Annotated in this window: 17 protein-coding genes and 1 pseudogene; 10 read left to right on the top strand and 8 right to left on the bottom strand. The window is 59.8% G+C overall.

Annotated elements, in window-relative coordinates; genetic code table 11:
• The first annotated feature begins 20 nt into the window (after window positions 1-20).
• Complete coding sequence (locus QMZ16_RS03930) at window positions 21-1,820, top strand: site-specific integrase (protein ID WP_282602212.1); 1,800 nt, start codon at window positions 21-23, stop codon at window positions 1,818-1,820.
• Window positions 1,821-2,005: 185 nt separating this feature from the next.
• On the opposite strand, the gene QMZ16_RS03935 is transcribed toward QMZ16_RS03930, so the two are convergent.
• Window positions 2,006-2,230, bottom strand: a complete 225-nt coding sequence (locus tag QMZ16_RS03935; RefSeq protein ID WP_282602213.1) for a sulfurtransferase TusA family protein — start codon at window positions 2,228-2,230, stop codon at window positions 2,006-2,008.
• 76 nt (window positions 2,231-2,306) lie between these two features.
• Here QMZ16_RS03935 and QMZ16_RS03940 point away from each other — a divergent pair.
• The 7 genes and pseudogenes from QMZ16_RS03940 to QMZ16_RS03970 all read left to right on the top strand — a co-directional run.
• Window positions 2,307-2,423: pseudogene (locus QMZ16_RS03940) on the top strand (IS5/IS1182 family transposase); the annotation flags it as partial.
• A 428-nt stretch (window positions 2,424-2,851) separates the two neighbouring features.
• Window positions 2,852-4,006, top strand: coding sequence for a DNA phosphorothioation system sulfurtransferase DndC (dndC, locus tag QMZ16_RS03945; RefSeq protein ID WP_282602214.1), 1,155 nt, complete (start codon window positions 2,852-2,854; stop codon window positions 4,004-4,006).
• Window positions 4,007-4,210 (top strand): hypothetical protein, encoded by a 204-nt coding sequence (locus QMZ16_RS03950; RefSeq protein ID WP_093412630.1) that lies wholly within the window; start codon window positions 4,007-4,009, stop codon window positions 4,208-4,210. It begins immediately after the preceding gene.
• 3 nt (window positions 4,211-4,213) lie between these two features.
• Window positions 4,214-6,298, top strand: a complete 2,085-nt coding sequence (gene dndD / locus QMZ16_RS03955) for a DNA sulfur modification protein DndD (RefSeq protein WP_282602215.1) — start codon at window positions 4,214-4,216, stop codon at window positions 6,296-6,298.
• Window positions 6,295-7,830 carry a type IV secretion system DNA-binding domain-containing protein gene (locus QMZ16_RS03960; RefSeq protein WP_282602216.1) on the top strand — a complete coding sequence of 512 codons (1,536 nt, stop codon included), beginning with the start codon at window positions 6,295-6,297 and terminating at the stop codon, window positions 7,828-7,830. Before dndD ends, QMZ16_RS03960 begins: the two co-directional genes overlap by 4 nt.
• Before the next feature lie 10 nt (window positions 7,831-7,840).
• Window positions 7,841-8,383, top strand: coding sequence for a hypothetical protein (locus tag QMZ16_RS03965; RefSeq protein WP_282602217.1), 543 nt, complete (start codon window positions 7,841-7,843; stop codon window positions 8,381-8,383).
• Entirely contained in the window at window positions 8,383-9,525 is a 1,143-nt protein-coding gene (locus tag QMZ16_RS03970) for a DGQHR domain-containing protein (RefSeq protein ID WP_282602218.1), read from the top strand. The genes QMZ16_RS03965 and QMZ16_RS03970 overlap by 1 nt, the downstream gene beginning before the upstream one ends.
• A gap of 82 nt (window positions 9,526-9,607) precedes the next feature.
• Here the strand turns inward: QMZ16_RS03970 and QMZ16_RS03975 are convergent, their stop codons facing one another.
• From QMZ16_RS03975 to QMZ16_RS03985, 3 genes are all read right to left on the bottom strand, one after another.
• Complete coding sequence (locus QMZ16_RS03975; RefSeq protein WP_282602219.1) at window positions 9,608-10,666, bottom strand: class I SAM-dependent methyltransferase; 1,059 nt, start codon at window positions 10,664-10,666, stop codon at window positions 9,608-9,610.
• 473 nt (window positions 10,667-11,139) lie between these two features.
• On the bottom strand, window positions 11,140-12,633 hold the full coding sequence (locus QMZ16_RS03980; protein WP_282602220.1) for a Mob protein: 1,494 nt from the start codon (window positions 12,631-12,633) through the stop codon (window positions 11,140-11,142).
• Between the two features lie 505 nt (window positions 12,634-13,138).
• On the bottom strand, window positions 13,139-14,014 hold the full coding sequence (locus QMZ16_RS03985) for a hypothetical protein (RefSeq protein WP_282602221.1): 876 nt from the start codon (window positions 14,012-14,014) through the stop codon (window positions 13,139-13,141).
• Window positions 14,015-14,523: 509 nt separating this feature from the next.
• Between QMZ16_RS03985 and QMZ16_RS03990 the strand changes: the two genes are divergently transcribed.
• The gene (locus QMZ16_RS03990; RefSeq protein WP_282602222.1) at window positions 14,524-16,323 is read left to right on the top strand and encodes a site-specific integrase; all 1,800 of its coding nucleotides are present in this window, start codon (window positions 14,524-14,526) and stop codon (window positions 16,321-16,323) included.
• A gap of 100 nt (window positions 16,324-16,423) precedes the next feature.
• Here the strand turns inward: QMZ16_RS03990 and proC are convergent, their stop codons facing one another.
• The 3 genes from proC to QMZ16_RS04005 form a co-directional block, all read right to left on the bottom strand.
• A complete protein-coding gene (proC, locus tag QMZ16_RS03995; RefSeq protein WP_282602223.1) occupies window positions 16,424-17,218 on the bottom strand; it encodes a pyrroline-5-carboxylate reductase in 795 nt (264 codons plus the stop codon).
• A gap of 3 nt (window positions 17,219-17,221) precedes the next feature.
• The gene (locus tag QMZ16_RS04000; RefSeq protein WP_282602224.1) at window positions 17,222-17,605 is read right to left on the bottom strand and encodes a nuclear transport factor 2 family protein; all 384 of its coding nucleotides are present in this window, start codon (window positions 17,603-17,605) and stop codon (window positions 17,222-17,224) included.
• A gap of 65 nt (window positions 17,606-17,670) precedes the next feature.
• Entirely contained in the window at window positions 17,671-18,705 is a 1,035-nt protein-coding gene (locus QMZ16_RS04005) for a zinc-dependent alcohol dehydrogenase family protein (RefSeq protein ID WP_282602225.1), read from the bottom strand.
• Between the two features lie 139 nt (window positions 18,706-18,844).
• Here QMZ16_RS04005 and QMZ16_RS04010 point away from each other — a divergent pair, with 139 nt between their 5' ends.
• Window positions 18,845-19,315, top strand: coding sequence for an Lrp/AsnC family transcriptional regulator (locus QMZ16_RS04010; RefSeq protein ID WP_282602226.1), 471 nt, complete (start codon window positions 18,845-18,847; stop codon window positions 19,313-19,315).
• 94 nt (window positions 19,316-19,409) lie between these two features.
• Here the strand turns inward: QMZ16_RS04010 and QMZ16_RS04015 are convergent.
• A partial coding sequence (locus QMZ16_RS04015; protein WP_282602227.1) for an integrase core domain-containing protein occupies window positions 19,410-19,766 on the bottom strand: 357 nt, incomplete at its 5' end.

The raw sequence follows: 19,766 nt of genomic DNA on the forward strand, positions 1-19,766 counted from the left end.
CCCCAATCGAGGGACCTGCCATGGGCATTGCCAATTTCGTCTTCCGCCGGGGCGCGATCTACACCTGGCGCCGCCGCATTCCCAAACGTGCCGATTCAGCCGCTTCGAACCTCCAGGTGTCCCTTCGCACCGCTTGCCCGTGGACAGCGCGCAGGCTGGCCGTCATCGTGACCGCCGAGAGCGAGAGGGTGTTCGACCGAATGGGCATGGAAGGACTGACGCCGCAGGTGGCGCATGAATGGCTGGAAACCGTCATCCGGGAGGAGTTGGAGCGATCCGCCAAGCGCGACCGCGCCGCGTTCCACCTGCCGCAGACCGGCAACCCGGTCGAGAGCGCGCATCAGGACCACCTGGCGGGCGAGGCGCTGCGCCTCATCGCCCGCAAGGGCGTCGAGCTGGAACTGGACGAGGACGAGCGGCGCGAACTGACCGCGCGCGGCTATTCCGAGGCCGATCTGGAGCGCATCGACGAATACCAGGTCATCCTGGGCCGCGATGCCGCCACCGAGCCGGTCGAGAACCGCATCCGGCGCCGCGTGGCGGGCATCGCGGGCAAGGAGCGCATCGGCGGGCACGAGTTCTTCGACGCCAAGCGCATCTGGCTCAATGGCCGCGCGGCGGCGCTGCTGTCGTCCAAAGCGGGGCTGGACCGGGGCTTTGACGATGCCATGGCGATGGCGGGAAGGCTGCGGGAGGGGAAGCCCCTGCCGGTTGCCGAGGATGCCGCGCCGCCCACTCCCACATCCGAACCCGCCCCCGCATTCGATCCCGCGCTCCAGGCCGTCGCGGACCGCCTCGCCAGCCGCAAGGAGAAGCGCGGGCGTGTCACGGACAAGACAGCCTACCAGATCCGCAAGACCGCCGAACTGCTGCACGAGGCCACCGGCATCGAGGACATCCGCAAGCTGCGGCAGGAGCACCTGATGGCGTTCAGCAACATCATGCACGCCCTGCCCCCGACCTATCGCAAGACGCCGAAGGAGCGGGACATGACGCTTCCCCAGATCATCGAGGCCGCGGAAACCGCAGGCCGGAAACAAGGCCTGTCCGCCGCCACGATCAACCGCAATCTCGGCTTTGTCGGGCAGCTCATCAAGCACGCCCGCTCGGAAGGGCTGAGCCTCGATCCGCTTCTGGACACGCGCGATCTGCGCGAGACCGACCCCGAGGACGACCAGGACAAGGTCGCCCCCTTCAGCCGCGACGACCTGCGCCGCATCTTCGCAGGCCCCGTCTGGCAGGGCTGCCAGAGCGCGGGGCGCCGCACCCGGCCCGGCGATCTCGTCATCAAGGACGCGCTTTACTGGCTGCCGCTGATCGCCGCCTATACCGGCGCGCGGCGCGAGGAGATCGCGGGCCTCGCGCGCGAGGACATCGTCACCGAGGACGGCATCGCGGCCTTCCACTTCCGCCCGACCGAGATCCGGCGCCTGAAGAACCGCCCCTCGCAGCGCAAGGTGCCGATCCACCCGCACCTGCTGGAGCTGGGCTTCATGGAGCATGTCGCCCAGGCCGAGACCGGCCAGGTCTTCCCCGACCTGAAACGAAGGAAGGGGCGCGGCACCCTGTCGGACGCCATCAGCTTCAACTGGCACAAGCTGCTGCGCGCCCAGCTGGGCGAGGATGCGGCGAAGAAGAACTTCCACTCCTTCCGGCACTACGTCACCGACGAGCTGCGCTACCGGCAGGACGTGCCGGATCTCTCGCGCCATCACCTGCTGGGCCACGCCATCAGCTCGGAAGAGGACCGCCGCTACGGCCAGCGCACACCCCTGCCCCTCCTGAAGCCCCTCATCGACGCACTGCCGAGGGTGTTTTGACAGGGTGGAAAGTTGGAAGGCGCGTCACGGCCCACTTCGGACATTTACTGTCCCCATAGTGCTGCTGCACGGCTTCACCAAAGCGGTCGTTCGGACCCCGGCGCAGCATTTCCAGCGATCTGGGGTCCGCAGTGCGAGAGATCGCCGCTAATGGCGATGTTGAAAAAATTTTTCGATGGCGGGGACTATTTCCGTACTAAGAAAGCGTGACCGCCGGCGACTTCCTCGACCTCAAGAAGCGTGAAGCCAAATTGCTGGCACATATGCGGGATGTCCAACTGCGCCAGGGGATCACTGGTCTCAATCAATAGCCTCTGACCGTTTGACATCTTTGCCAAGACCTTCTTCGCTTTGATGACGGGAATGGGACAAAGGGCGCCCTTTACGTCTAGATGATGATCATGAATCATAAATTATTCGTTCACCAAGTTTGAGACGCACTCGACTAGCGTATTTTCTCGTTACGGGCTAGGCTGTCCTGCGGACCGCGATCGGCTACTGACCACAACTATGTACCGCAAGATCATAGCCGTCATTCTGGCAAACCGCGAGGGGGCGCTGCTGCTTTCCCACGACCACTTCTTGGTCCTTGGCACCTTGGTAAGCCTAAGCCCGCGCCAACGAGTGGGGGATGGCCGTCAAGACCGTGTCCGGTGGAAGGGATCACCCGACCTGCACTAGCATGAGGAGGAAGGTTCTGGAAACTGCCCTACACGCTTGAAGCAATCGCGAAGGGCTTGATCTTAATGGCCTGGGGGCAGCAAGCGCCACACAGAACTACAACGCTAGTTAGCCCCAAAGGGTCGGCACTGTTCTATAAACACCCAAGGGATGAGCGCCGGAGGCGCTGAGACTGCCTGTCAGGCTTAGTTGAAAGGCAGGCTAAGGCCACCATAGGCGGGACGCAACCGTGACCCAAAATCAGGGTGAGCCCGCGGGCGATCCGCAATTTACAGTGGGCAAAGCCTCCTGCTACACAAAATACAGATACAGCGCGTGAATCGCGCTCAGCTTACAAGGACGGCAGGCATATGGACGGCGCCAAAGCACTCGTGGTCGAAGATGAGAGCGAAGCGCTCTTCCGGAGCATTCGGGCGGAACTCCTTGATGAGTATCTTCAAGATCATGACTGGCCATGGATTATTGGCTATTCTGGAGGGAAGGACAGCACGCTCGTAACGCATCTTGCGTTTGAGATGCTCCTGTCGCTCCCACCGTCGCAGCGCAAGCGTCCCGTACACATTGTTGCGAATGACACGCTGGTCGAGAGCCCGCTCGTGGTTCAGCACATCATCGATAGCGTTGAAGAAATCGGGAACGCGGCCAACGCGTTTGGCCTTCCTATCATCACCAAGATCACACGGCCTGCGCCCGAGCAGTCTTTCTGGGTAAACTTGATTGGACGGGGCTACCCCTCCCCGAACCGGTCCTTCCGGTGGTGCACCGATCGGATGAAAATCCTGCCCACCAGCCGCTACATCAAAAGCCAGGTCGATGCTGCGGGCCAGGCAGTGCTTCTCCTAGGTGTGCGTCGATCGGAAAGTTCCACGCGCGCAGCGTCTGTGAACCGCTACGACAACGGCGAACGGCTCAACAAGCACAATGACCTCGTCGGCTGTATGGTGTTCCGCCCGATCGTCGACCTCGACACGGATGACGTTTGGGAGTTTCTCGCGTTGAACGAGCCACCTTGGGGTGGTTCTCACGTTAAGCTCATCGGCCTCTATCGCAATGCCAGCGGCGGCGAATGCCCCGTCGTGACGTCCAAGGAGGATGCACCGTCCTGCGGGTCGACGTCCTCGCGCTTCGGCTGCTGGACCTGCACGGTTGTGGAGAAGGACCGGAGCCTCGAAGGCTTTGTTGAGGCAGGATACGCAGAGTTCACTCCGCTGTTGGATTTCCGAGACTGGCTTGCGTCCATCCGCAACCAGAAGGAACGGCGGCAGGCGCGTCGCCGCGATGGTCGCATTACGATCACAGATGGCGGAACTTTTATTCCTGGGCCGTTTACACTGCAAACGCGTTCCGAAATTTTTGAGCGGCTGCGCAACCTAGAGAAAGAAACCGGACAAAACTTGGTTACAGATGAAGAAGTTGATCTCATCCACCAGCTTTGGTCTGAGGAAATCGCTGGTCACGGCAGGGTTAAGACGATGAGTGTTCGTGAGATCGTAAAGGAGAAGTAGATGCCGCGTAATGTTGTTGTGCTTCTCGACAACCCAGACGGGCGGGCCATGATCAAGGATGCCTGCAAGACCAACGGCATGCTGTTCGCTGAGTTCGAAGAGCTTGTTCAGGTCGAGGTCGAGCAGACCGGGAAGCAGCGCCGCGCAGGCCTATGGGATTCTTTTGACGATATCCTGGACCGTATTCAGGTGGATGAAAAATAACTCATGCATATTTCCCAGATCACGCTGCGGGATTGGAAAGCCTACACCACCGCGAACTTCGATTTTCCGGCGCCAGGAAGAGACAAGAACATCATACTGATCGGCGCGCCGAATGGCTACGGTAAGACGAGCCTTTTCGAGGCTATCGTGCTTGGGATGTTTGGCCGCGATGGTCTGCCCCTAGTTGCGCGCTCGCCGTTTGCCGGGGCAGACAAGGAACGTCTTGCGACGTCATACAAGAACTTCCTGGAAAAAGCGCTTCATCGTGGTGCAACGGCGGCAGGGCGGACATCGTGTTCGGTAAAGCTGGTCTTCACCGATGAGAACGACGAACCCCTCGAAATCCAGCGGATCTGGCACTTCAGCGACTCTGGCGTTTATCGTCCTCAAGACGAAGAAATCCACATTTATGAGGGATCAACCCGCAAGGCGGTTGGACCGGGTGCATTGCAGGGTAATGATCGCGCCGACTGGTTCCGCGAGTACATAGCTGAGAGCCTTCTGCCCTTCACGCTGGCGCATTTCTTCATGTTTGACGGCGAACAGGTCAGCGTCCTTGCTGAGCGGGAAATGTCGGCTCAGGTGCGCGCCGGTATCGAAGGGTTGCTTGGCATCCCCGTCTTGAAGCAGCTGGCAAAAGACCTTCGGTCTTATGCTGAGGTGCGACGCAAAGAGTCGCCCAATGTCTCGGACAAGACAATCGAGAAGCTGGAACTGGACCGCCATACGCTTAACTTCGAGTATGACAAGCGCGCCACACGCCTTGCCGAAATCGAGCCGACCCGCGCTGTCCTGAAGGAAGAGCAAGAGCATCTGATCCGGGAGCTGGCAAGCTTCGGCACGGGCTCGCAGGCGCTGCTTCAGGAGCAGTTTGAGCAGATCAAGAACTACGAGCGTACCATTGAAGATGGGCAGGCTCGGCTTGAAGACCTGATGATGAAGGACTTGGCTCTCGCTCTTTCGGGTTTGAGCCTTCGACAAAGCGTCAAATCCCGCCTGCTGAGCGAGGGTGTGCGCGAGCGTTGGGAAAACGGCAAGAACCAGGGTGACAGCAATCTGGAGCGGTTCCTGTCGTCGGTTGATACCGGCATGCAGGAAATCAACCCGACCCTGAGCAATGGCCAGCGGGAGGGTGTGCTGGATAGCGCCCGCAATGCCTGGGAGAAGCTCTGGTATCCGCCGCCTGACAATTGCGCGGGAGAGTATCTTCATCCGTACCTCAATGAACTTGAGCGCTCCAAGGTGATCGACCGGCTCGATGAGCTGGACGAGTTGGGTGCTCCTGCGATTGTAGAGCTGCTGAACAACATTTCGGCCAACGAAGACTCGCTCAAGCGGCTTCAAGACGAAGTGATGCGCACGGAAGCCGTCGCGCCGCATGTCGACACCAAGCGCGAACGCCTCAATCAGGTGAACAGCGACCTTCAGCAGTGCGATCAGGAAATCGGTGCGCTGAAGCGCGAGATGTCGTCCCTTGAGAGCCAGATCAACCAGAAGAATACTGAGCTGACGAAGCTTTCGGGCCAGCTTGATCAGGCGGCGCCGTCTGCCCGTCGCGCAGCGCGGGCAAACAAAGTCGCTCTCATGGTCGACGAAATTGTCGCCAAGGCTGTACCGAGCCAGATCGATGCCATTGCGGCGGCGATGACGGAGGCGCATCGCTCCATGGCGCACAAAAAGGACTTGGTAGAACGGATCGCGATTGACGAAAATTGCGATGTGAAGCTTCTCAACAGCGACGGCATGGACCTGCGTGGCTACGACCTTTCGGCGGGTGAAAAGCAGATTTTCACGCAAGCGCTGATTTCGGCCGTATCGTCGGTTTCCGGACGTGGCTTCCCCATGGTTGTCGATACGCCGCTCGGGCGGCTTGATATCGAGCACCGCAAGGGCGTGCTTAATCACCTCGTGCAGCGGGATCATCAGGTGATCCTACTCTCGACCAACACGGAAGTGGTTGGCGACTATCTGCGCGAGATCGCGCCCCATGTTCAGAAGAAATACCTCGTGAACTTTGAGCGCGTAGGCGACATCGGCCAGTCGACGGTCAGACCTGGATACTTCGAAGAAGCGGGAGAACGCGCATGAGTATCTCCCTTGTTGAAGTAGCTGGTGCGAATTTCCGGACAGATTACGACAGCGACAAGCTGAACACGGATTTCATGGGGCGGTTGGGGATGCGCAAGCGCTATCTCCCCGCCCGTCTGGCAATCTCTCGGTCTTTGGCGATCAGCGCGCCGGTTGATACCTCGGCCGATGAGTTGGAGCCGGGAAAGGTGATCAAGGGCGATACGCTGTTTGGCACCGGTACGGCGCTTTCGGTTTGGCTGTCTCTCATCGTCGAGCGCAGCGGCGAACCGAATATCGATACGAAGCGCTTGATATCGCTTGTTGGCGCGCATTGGCGACGTGGTTTGGCCAAGCTCGATGAAGAGTGGGAGCAGGCTGGGCAGGATGTCGCTCAATTCGTACGACGCCTTGTGGAAGTGGCGGAGTTGCCGACGGCAGGAGGGCGGTTGCCGTCCTCTGGCGGCAATGGAACGAGCGGGATGACGTTCTCCAGCGGTGAAATCAAAGTCCTTCTCGGCGAGATCGGTGAAGATGTCGCCACTAAAGAAAAGGTCTACTGGAGCCTGAATGGCACAGGCGGGGCTCCGCATGCTGCCGTCATGGGCGGTAGCGGCTCGGGCAAGACGGTAATGGCCGCAGCGATGCTGCGCGGCATTCGCGAGCAAGCCCCCGTCCCCCTCATCGCCTTTGACTTCAAAGGTGACCTGGCAGGGTTCACCGGCACGAAGGGGCAAGCGCCGCTTGGTGAGGTCTTTGACGCTCAGGTCATCGAGCCACCGCGCATGCCAATCCCCCTGGATGTTCTCGCTCTCACCGAGAGGGATCAATTTGGCATCGACCAAGCCGCATCTCGCTTCCGTGAGTCCTTCTCACGTTTGAAGGGCGCTAGGCTTGGCGATCGACAAAGAACCTACGTTCATGAAGCCGCGGCACGCGCTCTGGCGGCAGAAAGCCCCTGCGAGCTTGGGCATATCCGTGACCGGCTTTCGGAGGTTTACCAGGAGCATGAAGCCAGGGAAGATGGCGCGGTCGCCAATATGGAAGAGCTGTGCCGTTTCCCGCTTTTTGAGCCGGAGATGTCTCCAGCGGAATTTTTCCAAAGAAGCTGGATCATCAAGCTCCCTCCCACGGTTGCGGAAGATAGCCGTACAATCGTGGTCAACCTGCTTCTCGACGCGCTCGATCAGTACCTGAACAGCTTGGGGGACTCAGCTGTCGGCCCCGATGGGGCTCGGGGTCTCCGCGTCCTGTGTATGGTCGATGAGGCGCACCAAATCCTTGGTACCAAGTTGCCGTCGCTTTCACGTCTCATTCGCATGAGCCGATCCAAAGGCGGTGCAGTGATGCTGGTTTCGCAATCGCCGGATGATTTCTCCGGCGAAGATGACGAGTTCCTTGATAATATGGGGCTAGTAGCTGCTTTCGCGACTAACGCCAAACCCGGCGCTGCGGCGCGGGTCCTTGGCAAAGGGGCCAATCTGACCAACTTGCAAACAGGCCAATGCTTCGTTCGGTTCGATAAAACCACGAAGAAAATAAAGGCGTGGTAGGGAGATTAAGTTGTTCAACCCAGCAGATATTTCGCGTCCTCCTGAAACCAGCAGGCAATGGGTTGAACGCATTTCGTTCTGGATTTATTCCAACGTTATTTGGGCATTCCTGCCGTTATTCCTGACCTTCCTTTTCCTTCTGGTTTTTCGACTTCCACTGAATATTAGCAATGAATTAAGAATTTCCGTTCCAGTTCTCGCCATGACTTTATGCGGAACCCAGTTTGTTGATGACGTAAAGATCCCAGAACGTTTCCTGACCCGGTGGAAGTGGATTAAGCAATCGTCAAACTGGATCCTTGGCGTATCGACGGTCGCGCTGATAGCCAATGTAATTCAGGAGAGAAACATATCAGGACTTAATATCAGCACGAGCATATCTAGCTGGATCGTATTTCTGTCCTTTCTGCTCTCGGTATCGATGGGCCTGTGGGCATTTATTACCAGGACGCAAGCCATGTCTGAGACCGTCGAGAAATCTCAATCGGAAGAAACTGACACTCTCATTGAGGCTTCTGGCAAGACCAATGAGATAAACGGGGTCAAACTGTGATGCCCGACACCATCAGGATAACAACAATCCGCCTTTCGCAGCCTATTGGCGAGCTATACATAGGGCGCGTTCCCGCAAAAGCTCTGATCGATCTTGCAGAAGCTGACATCCGTAGGATCACTGATCGCGAGATGGAAATCATGTCAGGCATTCAAAGAGGGCTCAGTCAGTCACGCGTTCCCCAAATTCGAAAATATATAGAAACCGTGGATGCCTCTTTTCCAAATTCAATAATTCTTAATTTGGACTCCAAGTTTATTTCCTCGAGGCCGGAGGTAATTCCGAATAACTGCGGTGATGATGGGTTGTATTGCTTTGAGATAGCCACAGACAAGAACGCTTTCAAAATAATCGATGGTCAGCACAGGTTGTCTGGGTTCGACGGCGCGAAAATTGATGATTTCGACCTCCTTATAGCGTTTTTCATCGATCTTCCGTTAGAAGACCAAGCCTACCTATTTTCCACGATTAACGTGAACCAAACAAAAGTGAACAAGTCCCTAGTCTACGATCTGTTCGAGGTATCTGAGAGCCGCAGCCCCCAAAGAACGGCGCATCTGATCACTAAAGCGCTTAATACAGATGAGGACTCCCCCTTCTACCGACGGATAAAATTGCTTGGTGTTGCACCCAAGTTTGGCGATGAGGTGCTCTACAAAGCGCCACTGAGTCAGGGCACTGTGGCTCAACGCATTGTCGACACAATTTCATCAGACCCAATGAGTGATCGAGACACAATACGGCGCGGCAATCAGATCGCGTTGAGTGATGCGGACGTGCAGAAGGGCCTCATATTCCGCAAGTTCTTCTCTGAGGAAAAGGATTGGGCAATCCTTCGGATCATGAAGAATTACTTCCGCGCTGTAGCGGACGCATTTCCTGACTTGTGGGAAAAGCAAGACAACCCACTGTCGAAGACGATCGGTTATGGGGCGTTGATGCGTCTTTTGGTGGATGCGTTTGCCGAAGGAAGTAAGAATAATGACCTATCTTTCGACTACTTTTCCAACCTCCTGGCGAAGGTAAGGGAGAATAGCGAAAAGGACGCAGAGATGCCTCTGACATTTGAGAGTTTCCCTGCTGCGGGCTCCGGGGAGTCGAAGCTATACGGGAAGCTCAAGGAGTGGGCAGAATTGGCGTAGCAGCGCGACTTGATTTCGGTCGGCTCGGTCGATTGAGAGGCGGTTGAGGCCGTTTCGACGCCGTTTGGTGTGGCGCTTCTCCCTAAGAGGCATCAATCCGGAGCGCCTGCCATTTGATGTGCAGCCTGCCTAGCAGATCAGTCTGGGTTTCGAGTTCTTGCACTTTTAAGCCGAGCGCGTCCGCTGTCGCCTTGAAGCCATCAAGGGAGACTTTGTAGATTCCTCGTTCAGGCTCTTCAGGCCCGAGGCGCAGGGTCAGGTAGAGCATCCCTTGGTCCGCCAACAGCGATAGAATTGAGCGCAGCGCCTGCTTTCGATCATCAGGACGCACATGCATCCATACCGCGCTTGCGACGATGATGTCGAAGCGCTCCCCGCGGTTGAGCATTTCCTCCAGCTCAGGAAGCCTGTCGTCACGCCAATCAATGGATAGGCCGGCATGTAGCGTTTGGGCTAGCGTGCGCATGGCCTGAGATGGTTCTACGGCAACTACGTGATGACCATGACTGGCGAACCACGCGGCATCTCGGCCTGTCCCTGCGCCGATGTCGAGAACGCGCAGTTTCTCACCGGCGCGGTCGGTGGTCATGATCTTAGCAAGACCTGGATGCGCGGCTTCAAAGGTCAGTGCTTCATAGCCGTAGGCGAGGCTGCTTGCGTGTTGTTGATAGTACGTCAGTGCATGATCGTCAGGCATATGCCCCTCAGCCTCTTTCCAAGTATTGCAGCCGGTCACAACGAGCAGGGCAATACTCAACGCCGAGGCGAGGAGTAACATGGCCTGGAACGATGTACGAACGACAAAAGACTTATGATACCAGTGCTCGCCGTCATCCGCTGATACGAAGCTGGTGGGGTAGTTGTCTTCCAGCCAATTGAGGTAGCGCTGCATGACAAAACGAAGGCGCAAGATGACGATAAACAGCGCACCGTTGCCTGCCGAAGCCAGGAACAGGAGAGCGAGCTGGAAGAGCGGGAAGTCTTCAACCCGTGAGACGCCAAACCACAGACCACCCGTCAAGGTCATCGAAATCAGCGGAATTTGCCACATCTGCTGATTGAGAGACCGAAAGGCCAAGTGGTTTTGTTCGAAGGCGGCGCGGCGCATGTCGTGATCGTTTTGTTCTTGCGTTGGACTCATTCGTCTTTGCACCTTCCTTTGGGTGTCGTTCGATCGCAACATAGCCGCTCCACACGACGATATCGATGGCGTGCTTCTCGGTTCACAGCGTCGACACGCTGGCGCAAATCCAAACCGCGCAGGGTTGGTCGCTATGGGGTCAGTGGAGGGAAAGCGCAGTCTCCCTTCTGCCCAGGGTTCCAAGGAAGGGCGACGCGACAGCTCCTGCAATTGGTCTCCATGAAATGGTCAGGGTATTGGGGGCAGACGAGTATTCGGGAAAAGGCGATGAGGCCCGCTGAGGCCCAGCCTTAAGACCCACCAAGGCCATGCCTACTGTCTGCGCTGCTCTGCTCAATGCGACGTCGAAGCGCGTGTCTGGTGTTCGCGGTTTTCTGCCGCCGCGTTGCTGCACTGGCGTAAGTCCGCTCTCCGCCCATCGTCACCCATATTCGCAAGTTCACCGCATCCGCCAGCGCTCCTGGTCCCTGCCTCTACATGGACGGCCCGTCCCGATAGTCGTGCTCGATCTCGGGTCCGCCGCGCGTCTCGATGGCGTTCCACGACCTGATGACGAACCTGACGAAGCGACGGAGCAGCGAGTGGCCCGGCGTCCGCGGAGCATCCGCTGCGAACGCGCTTCGAAGTTGGCTGCCCAGTCCGCGTCCCGTGATCCTGTTGTCCGCCACGGTCACCGACCCATCCTCCAGACCTGTCATGATCGCATTCAGACCCTCGAAGGCATTCTGCAGGTCCTGCTCACTCGCGCTGACGGCCTCCTCGCGCGCCCGGAGCGCCGCTTCCCGAGCTTCTGCTTCGCGGGCATGGAGGGCCTTCTGGTCCCGCAGAGCCCTGTTCCCGGCAATCAGCCTTGCCTCGGTTCTCGCCAGATCCAGTTCCCAGGCCTCCAGCGCGGCCCGCGTTTGGGCATTGGCAGCTTCGTCATCGGCATTCTGCTGCGCGAACCTGAGGTTGGTTTCATGGTCACTCTTCTGGCTCTGCATCACCTTCGCCAGGCGCTTCGCCGTCTCCTTCTCGGCAGCATGCTGCCTGGTGGTCTTGCGGGCCTTGCGCGGCCCGTCCCGAAGCAGGCCGGAGGGTGCACCGACCTGGGCGTGATAATCGTCCTGGAGCGCGCGCAGCGCCGCGTTGTAGGCCTTGTTCTCGGCAGTGCGTCCCCTCGTGCGGCGATGCTCTTGTTGATGGGCCTTGTTGCGCTCGCGCCAATCCGCAAGCAGCGCGTCATTGCGTGCCTCACAGGCCACGCATTCGGCCTCCCAGGCAGCAATCTTCTCGCGATAGGCAACCTCGTTCCTGGCCTGCGTCTTGCGGTTCTTGCTCGGCTTGAACTTCTTGGGTTTCCTCGGCCTCGGCTCCAGTTCGGGGCGCGGAAGGCCAGGCGTGGGCGTCGTCGCCTCCTCGCTTTCGCGCACCCGCTCCGCCGCAGCCTTGCCCGCATGAAGCTTGTTGGCGTTGAGTTTCGGGTCCCCGACGTTCAGCGCCAGGATATGGAAATGCACATGCGCTTCATCCGTATGCAGAGCGACCGCATATTCCACGCCCGGAGGCATGCGCTTCTCGAAGTGGCTCACCGCCCGGTCGATCCAGGCCTCGACCTCTTGTTTCAGCTCGGGCGATTTGCCGCCCCAGATATCCTCGACCCTGGCCGGATGAGAGTGGATCTCGGTGTAGAGCGTATTTGCGTTCGATCTCAAACGCTGAGAATGCAGCTTGTTATCTCCCTTGCCCGAGGGTTGCATTACCTTCGTATTGGCAGTCAGGGATCTCCAGAGCGCGCGGAGTTCCTCCACGGACCTGGTCCCGGCAAACTGCTGCGCCGGTCGCGGCGAGGGAACATGCGCCGAATATCGCGCCTCCCGCGCGGCTTCCGCGAAGACCTGCTCTGCGGAGTTGAAGTGGTCGCTTCCGCGCATGGCCTGTCTTGGTTTTGCGCTGTAGCACTCGATATGGACGAACTGATAGGACATGTGCCCCTCCCTCAAGTTCCCCCACAGGTCGAGTTGGGCGTTGCCGCTCTGTTCCGCAAGAACTAAGCTCGAACTTCACCCCATGAACTCGGCGCCGCAAAAGCTCGCTACAGTGACAGACTGTAGGTAGCTCTTCGAGCTACCGTCTGCCCCTCACGCCGGGGAGGCGCTCCATCGCCCTTGCGGGCAATTGCGCGGAGACCTGGCGGCCTCCTTGCGGCCCGCGGCTGGCGCCGCGGTCCCGATTCAGAGGGGGCGTGCGAGGGGCCCGCGGCGGGCATCCGACCTGAATTGGATATATTGCTGCCGAACCTGCTGAATCATGGCCGGGATGGGTCCCGGCCATGCGCGCAGCAGCGCGCGAACGATGTGTCACATCGTGGCGGTGCAAGTTCAATGCCCCTAGTCTATTGCGCAGCTCATGTCGGCTGGCATGGGTTGCGTAGGCTGCCTTGCCTAGGGATGGCCGCCGTTCGCTGCGTGCCGCGCCAAGGTCAGCTAGGCGTCAATCTAGCTTCGCAGCTTCTTCAATCGCTCTATCAACTGGTATCCTCGATAGGTCTGCTAACCTACCCGCCATAAGGCACCCTTCCGTTCTGGCATCCGTCATACCAGAAAGCTTTGCCATGGGTAGCATCCGCTCAATGTCCTCCCGGTATTCGCTGCGCTTCCGGAAGTTAAGCATGCCAGGATAAAAGGCATCCGCTGCCGCATCTATTACCTCTGACACTGCGTTGTCATCAAAGCGTGTGGCAAGACAATGCTCCGCCTGCGCCATACTAGTTACCCAATTCTCGAATGCGCGTTCGAAGATCATTCGGTATTCTGCCCGGAAATCTGTTTCGACCCTTTCGCCTTCTTGCAGCCCCATTGCGGCATATGAACAGGAACGAAATTCGCCCAAGACTTTAGCGGTGCCGTCCAAGGATACCAGACCTTGAATCTCGATCCCATCATCCGCCATCGCTTCCAATGCTCGCACTGCATTGTGCTGCTCATCTAAACTGAATATCCCGGCGGTCTTTTCGTCCACGTCTTGGCGCTGGATTTCGAAGAGCGACGTATCATTGAAGTCAAACGAACGCTCACCGATACGAACTCCCCCGAATGCGTCTTCGAAAGCATCTTCATCACGAAGCCCGCGGCTGTCGAAAAACCGCCGATAAACAGAGGCACGATCCGGGACAACAAATTTGAGCGACCAGGCGTCTGCGTAATCGGAGAGCTGCAAGATGACGCTCTTGCCCGCATCGGTATTCAAAGTCGCAGAGCAAGGGTAGCCGCCGCGATCCTTCGAGAATTCGCCCTCTGTGACGGTTTCGCCCACTACTACCCCGGCGCTCACTATAATAATTGCGGAAAGTCCAATTTCTTCAAACATTTTTCGTCTCCGTATAATTCGCTCGCCAACCTAGAACATCGAGAGGCAGCAAGCGAGGCTAGTCAGCGCTATAAGCCTTCCGCTTCGGATTGGCAGCCAACATTTATGCGCTTTGCAGCACCGGTCGATTTGGACTCGAACCGGCGGTATACCGCAATGGGCCCGAGTGGCGGCTTTGGAGCGTAACTGACTTTTACTTTTGCCTCACTTCAGGGGCTGCGGTAGTGCCACGCCTGGTTTCAAGCAAATACCTCGATCCAGCGGCTTGCGGTCAGTCACCATCAGAACGATGATGGTGTGGCACAACCAACGACATAGGTTACTTCGATCCGACGAAAGAACCGCATTCTCAGTGCCTTACTCCGGCTCCGGTGGAATCCTACCGCCCCAGCCAACTTCCAGTAAGTCGTTGACATAGCTCGTCTTATCGAGGGCGGACAGCCGATCTGGACCATTGTCCATCATCACTGTCCATCATGGCATTTGCACCCCTAGCTTGGGGACCTGCCATGGGCATTGCCAACTTCGTCTTCCGCCGGGGCGCGATCTACACCTGGCGCCGCCGCATTCCCAAACGTGCCGATTCAGCCGCATCGAACCTTCAGGTCTCGCTGCGGACCGCTTGCCCGTGGACAGCGCGCAGGCTGGCCGTCATCGTGACCGCCGAGAGCGAGAGGGTGTTCGACCGAATGGGCATGGAAGGACTGACGCCGCAGGTGGCGCATGAATGGCTGGAGACCGTCATCCGGGAAGAGCTGGAGCGATCCGCCAGGCGCGACCGCGCCGCGTTCCACCTGCCGCAGACCGGCAACCCGGTCGAGAGCGCGCATCAAGACCATCTGGCGGGCGAGGCGCTGCGCCTCATCGCCCGCAAGGGCATCGAGCTGGAGCTGGACGAGGACGAGCGGCGCGAGCTGACCGCGCGCGGCTATTCTGAGGCCGATCTGGAGCGCATCGACGAATACCAGGTCATCCTGGGCCGGGACGCGGCCACCGAACCGGTCGAGAACCGCATCCGGCGCCGCGTGGCCGGGATCGCGGGCAAGGAGCGCATCAGCGGACACGAGTTCTTCGACGCCAAGCGCATCTGGCTGAATGGCCGCGCGGCGGCGCTGCTGTCGTCCAAGGCGGGGCTGGACCGGGGCTTTGACGATGCCATGGCGATGGTGGGGAGGCTTCGGGAGGGGAAGCCCCTCCCGTCTGCCGAGGATGCCGCGCCGCCTGCCCCGACACCCGAACCCGCCCCCGCCTTCGATCCCGCGCTTCAGGCCGTCGCAGACCGCCTCGCCAGCCGCAAGGAGAAGCGCGGGCGCGTCACGGACAAAACTGCCTACCAGATCCGCAAGACCGCCGAGCTGCTGCACGAGGCCACCAGCATCGAGGACATCCGCAAGCTGCGGCAGGAGCACCTGATGGCCTTCAGCAACATCATGCACGCCCTGCCCCCGACCTATCGCAAGACGCCGAAGGAGCGGGACATGACGCTGCCTCAGATCATCGCGGCCGCGGAAACCGCAGGCCGGAAACAGGGCCTGTCCGCCGCCACGATCAACCGCAATCTCGGCTTCGTCGGGCAGCTCATCAAGCACGCCCGCTCGGAAGGTCTGAGCCTCGATCCGCTTCTGGACACGCGCGATCTGCGCGAGACCGACCCCGAGGACGACCAGGACAAGGTCGCCCCCTTCAGCCGCGACGACCTGCGCCGCATCTTCGCAGGCCCCGTCTGGCAGGGCTGCCAGAGCGCGGGCCGCCGCACCCGGCCCGGCGATCTCGTCATCAAGGACGCGCTCTACTGGCTGCCGCTGATCGCGGCCTATACCGGCGCGCGGCGTGAGGAGATCGCGGGCCTTGCGCGCGAGGTTATCGTCACCGAGGACGGCATCGCGGCCTTCCACTTCCGCCCGACCGAGATCCGGCGTCTGAAGAACCGCCCCTCGCAGCGCAAGGTGCCGATCCACCCGCATCTGCTGGAGCTGGGCTTCATGGAGCATGTCACCCAGGCCGAGACCGGCCAGGTATTCCCCGACCTGAAGCGCCGCAAGGGGCGCGGCACGCTATCGGACGCCATCAGCTTCAACTGGCACAAGCTGCTGCGCGCCCAGCTGCGCGAGGATGCCGCGAAGAAGAACTTCCACTCGTTCCGGCACTACGTCACCGACGAGCTGCGCTACCGGCAGGACGTGCCCGACCTCTCGCGCCACCACCTGCTGGGCCACGCCATCAGTTCGGAGGAGGATCGCCGCTACGGCCAGCGCACGCCCCTGCCCCTCCTGAAGCCGCTCATCGATGCACTGCCAAGGGTGTTCTGAGGTGGTGGAAAAGTGGAAGGCGCGTCACGGCCCGAAGCAGCCACTGCGCTCCCGCTCAGCGGATGACATCTTTGAGGCTATGACGATCTGGATGGCTGATTCATTCCAGCCTCAGTTCGACGGCTCGGTCGTGGCAGGCGGTCATGGCCTTATGGATCACGTCGCCGAACCCGTTTTCCTGCATCGAGACGATGGCTGCATGGGTCGTTCCGTTGGGCGATGTGACACGGGCCCGAAGGTCTTCTGGCGCATAGCCCTTGGTGGCCATGGTGGCGGCGCCAAGCGCGGTCTGCAAGGTCAGCGCCCTCGCGTCCTCCGGGCTCAGCCCCAGGGCGGTCCCGGCGCGGATCATCTCTTCGATCATCAGGAAGTAATAGGCGGGACCGCTGCCCGAGACGGCCGTGACCGCATCGAGAAGCTCTTCCCGCTCGACCGAGACGCAGATGCCGAATGCCTGGATGATTTCCTTGGCGGCGGCATGTTGCGCCTTAGAAGCGTGCCGGTTGACGTAGAGGCCCGTCGCCCCCAGGCCGAACAGGGCGGGCGTGTTGGGCATCGTGCGTGCGATGGCCACGGGGCCAAAGAGACCCTCGAGCGTCGCGATCGTGACGCCGGCGGCGATGCTGAGGATCAGCTTGCCCGACAGATCTGCGTCCATCTGATCCGCAACGGCGGCAATGACCTGAGGTTTGACGGCCAGCACGATGATGTCGGCGGCAGCGGCTTTGGCCACGTCGCCTGTGGTCGGGATGCCGTGATCTGCTGCCAGCCGGTCCCGCTGATCCGCGTTCGGATCGACGACCGTGATCCGCGACGGCGCCCAACCGCTGACGATCATGCCTCCGATGATGGCCGAGGCCATGTTGCCACCGCCGATGAATGCTACGTTTTCCATGGCTCAGAACATCGTGTTGTCATGCGCGATTTCGTCGGGAATGGGCTGAATGACGTCCCAATGCTCGACGATGCGGCCGTTTTCGAGGCGGAAGATATCCATGACCGCGGATCCGCGATCGTTCTTGTCCTGCGTCCAATGGGCGTGAACGGTCACATGGTCGCCCTCGCAGAACATGCGCTTGATGTCGAAATGCGACTCGGGGTTCTCCGAGAAGGCCTTCCTGAAGTTCTCTCTGAACGCCTCGACGCCATCGGCGACTCCGGGATTGTGCTGGGTGTAGGTGTCCCCGACGTAAGCATCCATGCCCTCGTCGACCTTGTGCTGGTTGAAGACGGTCTCGAGAAAAGCCCCGACGATACGCTTGTTTTCTTCCTGGGTGCTCATGGCAGACCTTCCAATCTGTACGGTTGCGTTCGTGCGCCGCACCGGAATGCGGCGCTGTCGAAGGCTCAGAAGCTGGTGATGACGGTCGCGCCGACGGACTGGAACTTGTCCATGGTCATCAGGGCCTCGGGGGCCGCGTCGATCCCGATCTTGTCGCCGACCAGGCGTGCCGGATCCAGCTTGCCGCTTTCGACCATGTCCAGCATCGCGCCATAGCGATGCGCCTGCATCCCGTGCGAGCCGAGCAGCTCGATCTCCTGGCCGACGATCTTGGGCATGGGCACCGCGGGGGCCGCGTGATCGCCAAGCATCAGGCCGACCTGGACATGCTTGCCGCGCGGGCGCAGGCAAAGGATCGAATTCGTCATGGTGACGGGATGCCCCAGAGCATCGAGCGAGACATGCGCGCCACCCTTGGTGATTTCCTTGATCGTCTCGACCACGTCGCCCTTGCCATCGATGGTCGCGACCGCGCCGAGCTCCTTGGCCAGGGCCAGCTTACCCGGATCGAGATCGACGCCGATCACGTTGGCCCCTGCCGCGCTGGCGATCATCACCGCCGACAGGCCGACGCCGCCGCAACCATGCACGGCAACCCACTGGCCCGCGCTGACCCGGCCCTGATCGATCACGGCGCGGAACGAGGTGGCGAACCGGCAGCCCAGGCTTGCAGCGGTGGCGAAATCCATCGTCTCGGGCAGGGCGACGACGTTCAGGTCTGCCTGGTGGATCGGCACATATTCGGCAAAGCTGCCCCAATGGGTGAAGCCGGGCTGTTCCTGATGCAGACACACCTGCTGATGCCCGGCATTGCATTCGCTGCACGACCCGCAGCCGCAGATGAACGGCACGGTGACCCGATCACCGACCTTCCAGTTCTTCACGTCCTTGCCGACCGCCTGGACCACACCTGCCAGCTCGTGGCCGGGGATGTGCGGAAGATCGATGTCGCTGTCATGCCCCATCCAGCCGTGCCAGTCGCTGCGGCACACGCCGGTGGCTTCGACCTTGAGGACGACGCCATGCGCCTCGGGCGTCGGGTCCGCGACGGTCACGACCTTGGGGGCTTCTTGGAACTTCTCGAACAGGACGGCTTTCATGGCAGGATCTTTCGCTTGTGACGACTGTTCGGGAAAATTTATACGGCGGAACTGAAATTGCCTTGCTATTCTGCCCCTGAATAACGATCCATTGAGTGGAAAGTGCCTCTGAGGAGGATTTGATTAGGGGAATCTTCCCATGCCCGACATAGATGCAGTCAATGCACAGATTCTCGAACTGCTGCAGAGCGACGGGCGCATGACCAATGCCAGGCTCGCCGAGCATCTGAACATGAGCGAAACGCCATGCTGGCGGCGGCTGAGGAAGCTGGAGGAGACGGGGATCATCGAGGGCTATCAGGCCCAGCTCAATCGCCGGAAACTGGGGCTTGGTGTCATGGCCTTCGTTCAACTGAGCTGCTCCGAACACGATCAGGCTGCCACGGCCGAGTTCCAACGCATCATCGAGGTGACACCCAACATCCTCGCGTGTCACAACACCACTGGCGAGGACGATTTCCTTCTGATCGTTGTCGCGCGCGATCTGGACGACTACAGCGCCTTCGTCGACAGCACTTTGCGGCGCCTGCCTGGTGTGACCAGCATTCGCTCCAACCTCTCGCTGAAAGAAATGAAGGCGTCGAGCAAACTGCCTGTGCGTGGATCATAAGACAGATCAGTTTCCTACATTGAAAGCGGTCTTTCATGCGAACTGCAGCGAAGTTCAGCTTTCCGTGACCTGCTCCCCATAGATTCCGCGTTCTTTAGTTCGCTCTGTTCAGGGTTTGGACCTCTACTGACCGTTGGTGATACCCCCACAGGGTGAGCCCGTCGAGGCTCGTGTGGGGGCGGTGGTGGTTGCAGTCGTCGCGCCACGCCTCGATCAGGTCGTGGGCGTGGCGCAGATTGGCGAACAGGTACTCATTGAGGCATTCGTCACGCAGCCGTCCATTGAAGCTCTCGACGGAGCCATTCTGCATCGGTTTTCCCGGTGCGATGCAGTGCCGTTCGACCCGGCGTTCCTCCTGCCATTTGAGGATGGCGTTCGAGGTCAGCTCCGTGCCGTTGTCACTGACCACCATACATGGATAGCCGTGCACCCGAGCGATGCTGTCGAGCTC

Source organism: Paracoccus sp. PARArs4 (assembly GCF_947311865.1).
In the GTDB taxonomy this organism is placed as follows: domain Bacteria; phylum Pseudomonadota; class Alphaproteobacteria; order Rhodobacterales; family Rhodobacteraceae; genus Paracoccus; species Paracoccus zeaxanthinifaciens.